Origin of the sequence: Micromonospora mangrovicola, assembly GCF_047200535.1 — a bacterium.
GTDB lineage: Bacteria > Actinomycetota > Actinomycetes > Mycobacteriales > Micromonosporaceae > Micromonospora.
Genome location: NZ_JBJZOG010000152.1, coordinates 1 through 11572 on the forward strand (window position 1 = coordinate 1; position 11572 = coordinate 11572).

Here is an 11572-nt window from a genome sequence, read left to right on the forward strand (position 1 = left end):
GGGGGCTGGGGGTGGGGGGGTCTGCCGCAGCTTGACTCCTGTTTGGATGGTCGTCCTGTTTGTCCCCCCCCCCCCCGCCGTCCCCCGGTCGGGTCAGTGCGCGGCGCAGCCGCCGGCGGGCGCGGGCGCCGCGGCCGGCGCGCCGAGGGTCGGCAACCCGAGCAGCACCCCGGGGGTACGCGGGGCGCGTCCCGCCTCGGCCGCGTCGCCAGCCCGGGTCCGCCGGTGCGACAGCGGCTCCCCGTCGGCGTTGAGGTGGTGCGGGGCGGCGTAGGTGACGGTGGTGTGCACGATGTCGCCGGGGCGGATCTGCCCGGCCAGCGAGCCCGTCGCGAAGTGGATCAGGCGGCCGTCGCGGGCCCGTCCGGACATCCGGCCGGTGCGCTCGTCCTTGCGCCCCTCGCCGACGGCGACCAGCACCTCCACGGTCTCGCCGACCAGCTTCTTGTTCTCCGCCCAGGTGATCTCCTCGACACACGAGATCAGCCGCTCGTAGCGCTCCTGCACGACCTGCTTGGGGAGCTGGCCGTCCATGGTCGCGGCCGGGGTGCCGGGGCGCTTGGAGTACTGGAAGGTGAACGCCGAGGAGAACCGCGCCTCGCGGACCACGTCGAGCGTCTTCTCGAAGTCGGCGTCGGTCTCGCCGGGAAAGCCGACGATGATGTCGGTGGTGATCGCCGCGTCCGGCATCGCCGCCCGCACCTTCTCGATGATCCCGAGGTACTTCTCCGACCGGTACGAGCGGCGCATCGCCCGCAGCACGTCGTCGGATCCGGACTGCAACGGCATGTGCAGCGAGTGGCAGACGTTCGGCGTCTCGGCCATCGCGGCGATCACGTCGTCGGTGAAGTCCTTCGGGTGCGGGCTGGTGAACCGCACCCGCTCCAGCCCTTCAATGTCGCCGCAGGCACGCAGCAGCTCGGCGAAGGCCGACCGGCCGCCACTGCGCTTCCGGTTCGGCTCGCCAGCGTCGCCGAACGCGACGCCGTAGGAGTTCACGTTCTGCCCGAGCAGGGTCACCTCCAGCACGCCCTCGTCGACCAGGGCGCGCACCTCGGAGAGGATGTCGCCGGGGCGCCGGTCCTTCTCCTTGCCCCGCAGGGAGGGCACGATGCAGAACGTGCAGGTGTTGTTGCAGCCGACCGAGATCGACACCCAGCCGGCGTACGTCGACTCGCGCCGGGTCGGCAGCGTGGAGGGGAACACGTCGAGGGACTCGAGGATCTCCACCTCGGCGGCGGCGTTGTGCCGGGCCCGCTCCAGCAGCACCGGCAGCGAGCCGATGTTGTGCGTGCCGAAGACCACGTCCACCCAGGGGGCCTTGCGGACGATCTCGCCGCGGTCCTTCTGGGCCAGGCAGCCGCCGACCGCGATCTGCATCCCGGGGTGCTTGTCCTTCACGGGGCGCAGATGACCCAGGTTGCCGTAGAGCCGGTTGTCGGCGTTCTCCCGGACGGCGCAGGTGTTGAACACCACCACGTCGGGTTGCTCGTCGGCCTCGGCGGCGCGCACGTATCCGGCCTGTTCGAGCAGGCCGGAAATGCGCTCGGAGTCGTGCACGTTCATCTGGCAGCCGTACGTGCGCACCTGGTAGGTGCGCGGGCTGCCCGCGGCTGCGGTAGTCATGACCCGGACAGCGTATCCGGGTGGAGCTGGTCGGAACGAACGAGGAGGAGCCGTGTGCCGGAGCATCAAGACCCTGCGTGAGCCGTACGTCCCGGTGGTCACCGAGGAGGACATCCGGGCGGCCGCGTTGCAGTACGTCCGGAAGATCTCCGGGTTCCGTGCCCCCGCCGCGCACAACGCCGAGGCGTTCAACGCGGCGGTGGACGCGGTGGCCGCCGCCACGGCGACGCTGCTCGATCAACTGGTGGTCCGGGGTCAGCAGCCGACCCGGGGCTGATCCCCGGGTCGGGGCCCGCATCGTCGCGCGCCGAACGCCTGGCGGCCCGGGCCGGTGCCGTCAGGCGGCGGCCAGGGCCGGTTCGACCGAGTCGGGCGCCCACCGGGAGCGGTGGCACTGCGACCAGCCCCGGCAGCCGGGGTGCGACAGGGTGCAGAGCCGCTGGTCGCTGAGCACCTCGCCGTCGTCGGTCTCCGTCACGTCGAAGTGCACCGGGCGGATTGTGCCGTCGGGGGCGACCAGCAGGTGCCGCCCGGCGTCGAGGGTGTCGTCGCGCATCAGGCAGTTGCGGCCCAGCACCCGGGCCAGTGCCGCGATGCTGGGCAGTTCGGGCAGCTTCTCCGGGACCCCGTAGCAGTCGACCACGGTGCCGTACGCCCCCGGCGCCGCCCAGACGTCGCAGATCACCGCGTACGCCGGGAGTCGGGCCGGGTCGGCGACGGCGAGGGGCATCACCACCCGGCCGAGCGCCTCGGCGAGCGCCGGGTAGACCTTCGCGGGCGTCGCGCCGTCGATTCTCCAGTTCCACAGCTCGGTCATGCCGCCTCCTCGCTGTGCTCGTCCCACCGGCCTCCGGATCGGGCCTTACTGACGATGGTGAGGCGCATATGACCTCAGCCGGGGGCAAGTTACCGGTCTGTGACCATTCCGGGCAAAATTTCCTCGGGCGACGTTGCTGCGAGTAGCCGGAAGATGACATTTTATCGGGTATCGTGCCGCAGTCACGGCGTGAGTCCGAGCTGTCGTGCCGCAGTCGCGGCGGCCACCGGTGTTCAGCGCACCTGGATCAGCTGGTCGCTCGCCGGCCGCAGCTCGCCGATCACCGTGCCGCCGGGCACCTCGCCGGCCACCAGCAGGCCGCCGGAGGTCTGCGCGTCGGCCAGCAGCAACCGCTCCCCCTCGTCGACGCCGCCGAAGTCGGTCCACGGGGTCACCCAGTCCAGGTTGCGGCGGGTGCCGCCGCTGACGTACCCGTCCCGCAGCGCCTCCCGCGCCCCCGGAAGGTATGGTACGGCCGCCGCGTCGATCGCCACGGTGAGCCGGCTGGCCCGGGCCAGCTTCGAGGCGTGCCCGAGCAGCCCGAAGCCGGTGACGTCGGTGCCGCACCGGATGCCGGCGGCCACCGCCGCCCGGGCCGCGTCCCGGTTGAGCCGGACCATCGAGGCGACCGCCTCGTCGAACCGCTCCCCGGTCTGCTTGTGCCGGGTGTTCAGCACCCCGACACCGAGCGGCTTGGTCAGCGACAGCGGCAGGCCGGCCCGACCGGCATCGAGGGTGATCAGCTCCTCGGGACGGACCACGCCGGTGACCGCGAGGCCGTACTTCGGACCGTCGTCGTCCACACTGTGCCCGCCGGCCAGGTGGCAGCCGGCCTCCCGGGCCACGTCCTGACCCCCGCGCAGCACCTCCCGGGCCAGTTCCAGCGGCAGCACGTCCCGGGGCCAGCAGAGCAGGTTGAGCGCGACCAGCGGGGTGCCGCCCATGGCGTACACGTCGGAGAGGGCGTTGGCCGCGGCGATCCGGCCCCAGTCGTACGCGTCGTCCACCACGGGGGTGAAGAAGTCGGCGGTGGTGACCAGCCCGGTCCGCTCGTCCAGCCGGACCACCGCGGCATCGTCGCCGTTCTCCAGGCCGACCAGCAGGTCGGCGGAGCCGGTGGCCGGCCCCAGGCCGGCGACCATCGCCTCCAGCTCGCCCGCCGGGATCTTGCACGCGCAGCCGCCGCCGCGGGCGTAATCGGTCAACCGGAGCAGCGTGGTCATCTTCACATGATCTCCGCGCCGCGCCGTCCCCGCCACCGGACCGGCCGGATCGTGACGGAATTCGGACTTGCCGGTACGCCGGTGACCGGTGTTACCGCTCCGTGACCATTCAGGTTGCGTTCTGCCACGTCACCCCGCCTACAGTGGCCGAACCGGGGGTCGACCGACCCCGCTTTCCGCCATTACGACAGGGACGGTGAACGACGTGACGACGGGCGAACCGCTCATCGTGCTGGACGGGGTCAACAAGTGGTTCGGCCCGCTGCACGTGCTCGACGACGTCTCCCTCTCCGTCGGCCGGGGCGAGGTCGTCGTGGTGATCGGCCCCTCGGGCTCCGGCAAGTCGACGCTCTGCCGCACGATCAACCGGCTCGAACCCATCAACTCCGGCACCATCACCTTCGACGGCACCCCGCTGCCGGCCGAGGGCAAGGCCCTCGCCAAGCTGCGCAGCGAGGTCGGCATGGTCTTCCAGTCGTTCAACCTGTTCGCGCACAAGACCATCCTGGAGAACGTCACCCTCGGTCCGGTGAAGGTCCGCAGGGAGAAGCCGGCCGCCGCCCGCGAGCGCGGCCTGGCCCTGCTGGACCGGGTCGGCATCGCCAACCAGGCCGACAAGTACCCGGCGCAGCTCTCCGGCGGTCAGCAGCAGCGGGCGGCGATCGCCCGCGCCCTCGCGATGCAGCCCAAGGCGATGCTCTTCGACGAGCCGACCAGCGCGCTGGACCCGGAGATGGTCGGCGAGGTGCTGGACGTGATGACCTCGCTGGCCCGCGACGGCATGACCATGGTCGTGGTCACCCACGAGATGGGCTTCGCGCGGCACGCCGCCAACCGGGTCGTCTTCATGGCCGACGGCCAACTGGTCGAGGAGGCCGCGCCCACCGAGTTCTTCGCGAACCCGCGCAGCGAGCGGGCCAAGGACTTTCTCTCCAAGATCCTCACGCACTGAGCGTCCGTAGTGGAGCGTGCCGTCCCCCGGTGTGCTCCGTCGAAGAAGGAGATGAGTATGCGTTTCAAGCGCGTGGCCGCGGTCGCCGCGGCGGCGACCCTGGCGCTGGGCATGGCCGCCTGCGGCGGTGACGACAGCGACGAGGGCACCGGCGCCGGCAGCAAGTCCTTCGCCGCCGGCAGCACCATGGAGAAGCTGAACAAGGCCCAGAAGATCACGGTCGGCACCAAGTTCGACCAGCCGGGCTTCGGCCAGAAGGGCCTGTCGGGCAAGCCGGAGGGCTTCGACGTCGAGATCGCGAAGATCATCGTCAAGGAGCTCGGCATCCCTGAGGACAAGATCGAGTACGTCGAGACGCCGTCCAAGGTCCGCGAGGACGTGATCGAGAACGGCACCGTCGACCTCGTCGCGGCGACCTACACGATCAACGACAAGCGCAAGGAGCGCATCGCCTTCGCCGGGCCGTACTACGAGGCCGGCCAGAACATCATGGTGAAGAAGGACGACTCCTCGATCACCGGCCCGGACTCGTTCAAGGACGGCACCAAGAAGGTCTGCTCGGTGACCGGGTCCACCCCGGCTGAGGAGATCAAGAAGTACGTCAAGGACGTCGCCACCCAGCTGGTGCTCTTCGACACCTACGACAAGTGCCGGGACGCCCTCAAGGGCGGCCAGGTCGACGCGGTCACCACGGACAACGTGATCCTGCTCGGCTACATCGCCAAGGACGAGAACTCGTTCAAGATGGCCGGCGACAACTTCACCAAGGAGCCGTACGGCATCGGCGTGAAGAAGGACGACACCGACTTCCGCAACTTCATCAACGACGTCCTGGAGAAGGCCATGCAGGACGGCCGCTGGAAGAAGGCCTGGGACGACACCGCCGGCAAGTTCGGCGCGACCCTGGGCGACGCCCCGACCATCAACCGCTACTGACCTGAACACCTGATCTGGAGGGTGGGGAGGAAACCGGCCCGTGAGTGTGCTCATCGACAAGTTCGACGTCTTCGCGGGTGGATTCTGGCTCACCCTCCAGATCTGCGTGCTCGCCGCGACCGGCGCCCTGCTCCTGGGCGCCGCCGTGGCGGTACTCCGCATCTCGCCGGTGCCGCCGCTGCGGGCGGTCGGCACCGCGTACGTGACCATCTTCCGGAACATGCCGCTGACCGTGGTGATGTTCTTCGCCGCCTTCGGGCTGCCGGCCCTCGGCTCCAACGCCGACTTTTTCCGCATCCCGGGTCTGGACGCGATCTTCAGCCGGCTCGGCACCGACCTGCCGTACTTCCGCTTCGCCCTGATCGCGCTGGTGCTCTACACCGCCGCCTTCGTCTGTGAGGCGCTGCGGTCCGGAGTGAACGCGGTGCCGGCCGGCCAGGCCGAGGCGGCCCGCTCGCTCGGTCTCACCTTCGGCCAGAACCTGCGGCACGTGGTGCTGCCGCAGTCCTGGAAGGCGTCCGTGGTGCCGCTCGGCTCGGTGATCATCGCGATGATCAAGAACTCGGCGCTGGTCGGCTTCTTCGGCGTCGTCGGTGACCTGTCCCAGACCGCCGAGCAGCTCACATCGGCCGGCGGGTACGCCTTCATTCCGGTCGCCATCGGCATCTCGATCGGCTACCTGATCATGACTGTGCCGCTCGGCGCCCTGCTCGACCGGATCGAGAAGCGACAGGCGGTGGCCCGGTGAGCCAGCAGACCAGCGTCCTCTACGACGTCCCCGGTCCCCGCCAGCGGCGGATCACGCTGATCGGCAGCCTGGTCGCCACCGTGCTGGTGCTCGTCGGGGCGTACTTCCTGATCTACCGGCCGCTGGCCGACAAGGGCCAGTTCTCGATGGAGCTGTGGGGCCCGCTGGTCGACCCCTCGAACGAGAACTTCCCGCTGGTCTGGCAGCGGATCGGCACCGGCCTGAAGAACACGCTGACCGCCGCCGTACTGGCCATCCTCTCCTCGCTGGTCGTCGGCACGCTGATCGCGGTGCTGCGGATCCAGCTCAAGAGCCTGACCCGGCGCCGCTTCACCGGGCTGGCGACGCCGGTCGCATACCCGCTGCGCGGGCTGAGCTGGCTGCTGTCCGCGGTCACCCGGATCTGCGTCGAGGTGTTCCGGGGCCTGCCGGTCGTCATCACCATCTTCTTCGTGGCGCGCGGCTTCCCCGAGTTCGGCGTCTCGTTCGACAACCTCTGGTACCTGGTCATCGGCCTGACCGTCTACAACTCGGTGGTCATCGCCGAGATCCTGCGTTCCGGCATGGAGGGGCTGCCCGGCGGCCAGGCCGAGGCCGCCGCCGCGATCGGGCTCGCCCCGCTGCAGACCACCCGGATGATCCTGCTGCCGCAGGCGTTCCGGATCATGCTCCCCGCGCTGATCAGCCAGCTCGTCGTGGTGCTCAAGGACACCTCGCTCGGCTTCATCATCAGCTACGAGGAGACCCTCAACATCGGCAAGCAGATCATCGGCGTGCTGGGCAACCCGATCCAGGTCTACGCGGTGATCGCCGTGCTCTTCATCGCGGTGAACTACTCGCTGTCGAAGCTCGCCCAGTTCGTCCAGCGCCGGCTCTCCCGGGGTCGCCGGTCCGCCGGCACCCCGGCGGCGGTCGCACCGCCCGCCGCGCTCATGTCCCAGTCAGAGAGCAACGACGTGACCCCCTGATCCGACTGCCACCAACGCGTCGAAGGGCCGGCCCGGAACACCGGGCCGGCCCTTCGCGTACGTGCGTCAGCGGGCGATCTCGGTGACCCGCGACTCGCGGACCACGGTGACCCGGATCTGCCCCGGATAGGTCAGCTCCTCCTCGATCTGCTTGGCCACGTCCCGGGCGAGGACCGCCGCGCCGATGTCGTCGACGTCCTCCGGCTTGACCATCACCCGGATCTCCCGGCCCGCCTGCATTGCGAAGACCTTCTCCACGCCGAGCTTGCCGGCCGCGATCTCCTCGATCCGCTCCAGCCGCTTCACGTACGCCTCGAGGCTCTCCCGCCGCGCCCCCGGGCGTCCACCGGAGCAGGCGTCGGAAGCCTGCGTGAGCACGGCCTCGATGGTCTGCGGCGGCACCTCGTTGTGGTGCGCCTCGATGGCGTGCACCACGTCCTCGCTCTCGCCGTACTTGCGGGCCAGGTCGGCGCCGATGATGGCGTGGCTGCCCTCCACCTCGTGGGTGAGCGCCTTGCCGATGTCGTGCAGGAACGCGCAACGCTTGATGGTCGGCACGTCCAGCCGCAGCTCGGCGGCCATGATGCCGGCGATGTGCGCGGTCTCCACCAGGTGCTTGAGCACGTTCTGCCCGTACGACGTCCGGTAGCGCAGCCGGCCGAGCAGGGTGACCAGTTCCGGGTGGATCTCGGTGATGCCCACCTCGACCAGGGCGTCCTCGGCGGCCCGGTGGCAGAGCTCCTCCACCTCGTGCCGGGCCAGGTCGTAGACCTCCTCGATCCGGTGCGGGTGGATCCGGCCGTCCAGCACCAGCTTCTCCAGGGTGAGCCGGCCGACCTCGCGGCGTACCGGGTCGAAGCAGGAGAGCAGCACCGCCTCGGGGGTGTCGTCGATGATCAGGTTGACCCCGGTGACCGACTCGAAGGCGCGGATGTTGCGCCCCTCCCGGCCGATGATCCGCCCCTTCATCTCGTCGCCCGGCAGGTGCAGGACGCTGACCACGCTCTCCGCGGTCTGCTCGCTGGCGACCCGTTGGATGGCGTCCACGACGATGTGCCGGGCCCGCTGCTCCGCGGTGCCCCGGGCGTCCGCCTCGATGTCCCGGACCAGCAGCGCGGCCTCCCGCTTGGCCTGACCCTCGATCGCCTCGACCAGCTCGGCGCGGGCCGTTTCGGCGGTCAGCCCGGCCACCCGCTCCAGCTCGCGGCGGCGCTGCTCCTCCGCCTCGGCGAGCCCCTGCTCCCGCTCGACGAGGGCGGCCTCCCGGCCGGCGAGAGCGGCGCTGGCCGCGGTGAGCTGCCGCTCCCGCTCGGCGAGCCGCTCCACCTCCTCGGTGTGCAGCCGTTCCCGCTCGTCCATCCGGGCGGCCCGCCGCTCCACCTCCGCGGCCTGTTCCCGAGTGGTCGCGGCGAGCACCGCCACCTCGCGCTCGCCGCTGCGCCGGGCGGCGGTACGCAGCTGCTCGGCGTCCGCCTCGGCCTGCTTGTGCGCCCGCTCCAGCACGGTGTCGGCCTCGGCACGGGCGTCGTCGAGGACCCGGCGGGCCTCGGCCCTGGCCGCCTTCGCCTCGGCCTTCGCGGCCGCCGCCTCGGCGCGGGCCGCGGCGGCGGCCGACTTCGCCACGTCGATGGTGCTGTTCGCCTCGTCGGCGGCGCTGCGCAGGGCCGCCAGGGACTGCTCCTGCCGGTCCTTCTCGGCGATGAAGGCCGGATCCTCGGAGGCGGGCGCGAGGCTGATCCGGCGCAGGGTACGCACGCCGAACACCACGGCGCCGACCACCACGACCGCGAGGATCAGCACCACCACGAGGAGGACCACGTCGAAGCCCCTCATGCCGCCGCTCCCAGCCGACGGCGGGGGCGACCGGACGCGGCGCCGACGGCACGGGGTCGGTCGGCCCGTCCGGGGCGCGTGCCCGGCCCGGCCCGATCGGGGACGCCGCAGCCCGGCGAGGAGCGACCGGCAGCGCGTGGAAGACCGCCGGTGAACCTCTGCCGCCCCGTCATGGCCGCCTCCCCTGAACGTCACGCCGCAGACGACGTGCCGGAGGGCACGCACCTGCGGCTCTGGACGCCCGACCGAGCGGCTGGCCGTGGGTAGCGTTCCGTCGGCGGTGCCCACGGATGGGGCATCGCCGACAACCGGTTGCAGTTGTCGGTCGACTCCGGACCGGCCGTCCGGAGCTGCCGTCAAGGGCCGGTGACGCTGGCCAAAGTGATGCTGTTCTGTTACGCGTTCTATGTTGTGCGCTTAGCCTGCGCTGGTCGGGCAACGTGAGCCTGTATGGCGAGGCTAGGTCGCCGGGGGCCGTTCGGTCAAGAACTCATGATCAAACCACCCGGACGGAGCGAAGTTGGAGCGTCACCCAGAGCTGATCAGATGCCGGACACGGCCGGACAAAACTCGCGTCCGCCAAGCCCCGCCGTCGCCTTCCCGACCTGCTCAGACCCCTAGCGCCCCCGTCCCGTCCGACACCCGGACGCGACCACGTCGCGCCGGCCGCCTCGACGTACCGGCACGGCGGAACTTCCCCCAAGTGTTGCCTCCCCATGACGAAGGACAGCACTTTCCGGGGAACCTGCGCGGTTCCTTCCGTCGCCGGCCGCCGACGACGGGGACGGGCGACGGGGGCGGGCGACGGCTGCCGACGCCCGGGGCGGCGAACGGGGAGTGGGGCGGCTCCTGGAAGCACCGGGGCGGGCGGTCAGGCGGCGGCGAGGGCGTGGGCGGCGGCGACGAGGGCCGCGTTGTCGGGCGCGACGCTGTTGTCCGGCAGGACCAGGGTGTCCTCCAGGCCGACCCGGGTGGCCAGGCCCCGCCGTACCGCCTCGGCGAGCACCGGCCAGGCGGCGGGGCCCTCGCCGTGCAGCAGCACCGGCGGGCCGCCGGCAGGCAACGCGGTGAGGATCGCGGCGGCGTCGTCCAGCGCGGCGGCGGGCTCCTCGGCCAGGCACTCGACAAGAATCCGGCCGACCGGCACGGGCCAGCGCCGCCAGGCGTCGACCGCCCCCTCGGTCCAGAGCCCCACCTCCACCATGACGCCCCGCTCGTGCAGGGCCGCGGCGACCGCTGCCGCGCCCGGTTCGTGGGCGTTGACCGAGGCGAAGTCGGGCAGCACCGTCCAGGCCCGGACGGCGGCCACCCGGGCGGCCGGGTCCGGCACGATCCACGCGCCGGTGCTCACCCCGACGGGCAGGCCCGGCCGGGCGGTCCGGATGGCGGTGACCGCGTCGGCGATCACCGCCGCGTCGAGGGACTCGCCGCCGGCCGCGTCCCGGGGGTGGACGTGCACCGCCGCGACCCCCGACGCGGCGCACCGGGCGGCGTCGGCGGCCAACTCGGCCGGGGTGGTCGGCACCATGGGATGCTCCTCCCGGCGCCGACCACCGTTGAGACACGCCTTCAACACCCGGCCATCATGACCCGACCGTCCGACAGCTCGCAGCGCCCACGCCGCCGGCTCCGCCTCCGGATACCGGAGCGGGGGCGGGGCGGGGCGGTGACACGGGATGCGGCGATCCGGGCTGTCTCCACGCCGGAGTGGGCCGGCGTTCCGCAACCCGTGCGGCCCGCCTCGCGGCCGGTCGGAGCGGCACGCCCAGCCGGGCGACCCGACCCGTACATGCCCGGCGTCAGTCGAGGGAGCGGGAGCCGCGGTCGAGGTCGTTCTCGGCGTCGGCGAGGGCATCGGCGTCGATGTGCTCGGCGAACTCGGCCGCCTCGGCGCTCTGCGCGGCGAGGGCGTCCTTCACCGCCCGGATCGCCACGCCGGGCGGGTAGCCCTTGCGGGCCAGCATGCCCACCAGGCGGCGGAACACCGCGTCGGGCTCGCCCCGGGCCGAGCGCAGCTTCCGCTCGACCAGGACCCGGGCGGTCTCCGCCTCGGTCTCCTCGTCCAGTTCACCCAGGGCCTCGCTGGCCACGTCGCCGTCGACGCCCCGCTGGCGCAGCTCGTTGGCGAGCGCCCGCCGGGCCAGCCCCCGGCCGGCGTGCCGGCTGCTCACCCAGGCCCGGGCGAAGGCGGCGTCGTCGATGATGCCGACCTCGTCGTACCGGTCGAGGACCTGGGCGGCTACCTCCCCGGAGATGCCCCGCTTCGCCAGGGCACCGGCCAGCTCCGCCCGGGTCCGCGGCCGGACCGCGAGCTGCCGCAGGCAGATCTCCCGGACCACCTCGGCCTCGTCGCGCGGCGGAGCCGGGGGGGGGGGGTAGAAGGAAGGGGGGGGAGGGGGGGGAAGGGGGAGGGGGAGAGAGGGGGAGGGGGGGGGGGGGGGGGGGAGTAGGGGGGGGGGGGGGGGGGGG

11 protein-coding genes are annotated in these 11572 nt (G+C 72.0%); 5 read left to right on the plus strand and 6 right to left on the minus strand.

All coding sequences use genetic code 11. The annotated features are described in order from the left end of the window. Positions 1-93 precede the first annotated feature (93 nt). Positions 94-1626: a tRNA (N6-isopentenyl adenosine(37)-C2)-methylthiotransferase MiaB gene (miaB, locus tag ACL02O_RS32030; protein ID WP_412821923.1), complete on the minus strand. Its 1533-nt coding sequence runs from the start codon at positions 1624-1626 to the stop codon at positions 94-96. A gap of 52 nt (positions 1627-1678) precedes the next feature. Here miaB and ACL02O_RS32035 point away from each other — a divergent pair, with 52 nt between their 5' ends. Beyond that, entirely contained in the window at positions 1679-1903 is a 225-nt protein-coding gene (locus ACL02O_RS32035) for a DUF2277 domain-containing protein (protein ID WP_412821924.1), read from the plus strand. A 60-nt stretch (positions 1904-1963) separates the two neighbouring features. Here ACL02O_RS32035 and ACL02O_RS32040 read toward each other — a convergent pair whose 3' ends face one another. Both ACL02O_RS32040 and selD read right to left on the minus strand, forming a co-directional pair. Next, positions 1964-2443 carry a hypothetical protein gene (locus ACL02O_RS32040; protein WP_412821925.1) on the minus strand — a complete coding sequence of 160 codons (480 nt, stop codon included), beginning with the start codon at positions 2441-2443 and terminating at the stop codon, positions 1964-1966. A 233-nt stretch (positions 2444-2676) separates the two neighbouring features. Beyond that, positions 2677-3666 carry a selenide, water dikinase SelD gene (gene selD / locus ACL02O_RS32045; protein ID WP_412821926.1) on the minus strand — a complete coding sequence of 330 codons (990 nt, stop codon included), beginning with the start codon at positions 3664-3666 and terminating at the stop codon, positions 2677-2679. A 196-nt stretch (positions 3667-3862) separates the two neighbouring features. Here selD and ACL02O_RS32050 point away from each other — a divergent pair, with 196 nt between their 5' ends. From ACL02O_RS32050 to ACL02O_RS32065, 4 genes are read left to right on the plus strand one after another with little or no spacing between them, the layout of a single operon-like run. After that, positions 3863-4618, plus strand: a complete 756-nt coding sequence (locus ACL02O_RS32050) for an amino acid ABC transporter ATP-binding protein (protein WP_412821927.1) — start codon at positions 3863-3865, stop codon at positions 4616-4618. 57 nt (positions 4619-4675) lie between these two features. Beyond that, complete coding sequence (locus tag ACL02O_RS32055; protein WP_412821928.1) at positions 4676-5554, plus strand: glutamate ABC transporter substrate-binding protein; 879 nt, start codon at positions 4676-4678, stop codon at positions 5552-5554. 40 nt (positions 5555-5594) lie between these two features. Next, the gene (locus ACL02O_RS32060; protein WP_412821929.1) at positions 5595-6302 is read left to right on the plus strand and encodes an amino acid ABC transporter permease; all 708 of its coding nucleotides are present in this window, start codon (positions 5595-5597) and stop codon (positions 6300-6302) included. Continuing rightward, a complete protein-coding gene (locus tag ACL02O_RS32065; protein ID WP_412821930.1) occupies positions 6299-7270 on the plus strand; it encodes an amino acid ABC transporter permease in 972 nt (323 codons plus the stop codon). Before ACL02O_RS32060 ends, ACL02O_RS32065 begins: the two co-directional genes overlap by 4 nt. Positions 7271-7336: 66 nt before the next feature. Here the strand turns inward: ACL02O_RS32065 and rny are convergent, their stop codons facing one another. From rny to ACL02O_RS32080, 3 genes are all read right to left on the minus strand, one after another. Further along, positions 7337-9103 carry a ribonuclease Y gene (gene rny / locus ACL02O_RS32070; RefSeq protein WP_412821931.1) on the minus strand — a complete coding sequence of 589 codons (1767 nt, stop codon included), beginning with the start codon at positions 9101-9103 and terminating at the stop codon, positions 7337-7339. Between the two features lie 871 nt (positions 9104-9974). Then, entirely contained in the window at positions 9975-10679 is a 705-nt protein-coding gene (locus tag ACL02O_RS32075; protein ID WP_412821932.1) for a 3-keto-5-aminohexanoate cleavage protein, read from the minus strand. A gap of 223 nt (positions 10680-10902) precedes the next feature. After that, positions 10903-11442 (minus strand): regulatory protein RecX, encoded by a 540-nt coding sequence (locus tag ACL02O_RS32080; protein ID WP_412821933.1) that lies wholly within the window; start codon positions 11440-11442, stop codon positions 10903-10905. Positions 11443-11572: the final 130 nt, after the last annotated feature.

Excerpts from the sequence above, each read along its gene's own strand:
- miaB (WP_412821923.1), bottom strand. The coding sequence starts at position 1,626 with ATGACTACCGCAGCCGCGGGCAGCCCGCGCACCTACCAGGTGCGCACG.
- ACL02O_RS32055 (WP_412821928.1), top strand. The coding sequence starts at position 4,676 with ATGCGTTTCAAGCGCGTGGCCGCGGTCGCCGCGGCGGCGACCCTGGCG.
- rny (WP_412821931.1), bottom strand. The coding sequence starts at position 9,103 with ATGAGGGGCTTCGACGTGGTCCTCCTCGTGGTGGTGCTGATCCTCGCG.
- selD (WP_412821926.1), bottom strand. The coding sequence starts at position 3,666 with ATGACCACGCTGCTCCGGTTGACCGATTACGCCCGCGGCGGCGGCTGC.
- ACL02O_RS32040 (WP_412821925.1), bottom strand. The coding sequence starts at position 2,443 with ATGACCGAGCTGTGGAACTGGAGAATCGACGGCGCGACGCCCGCGAAG.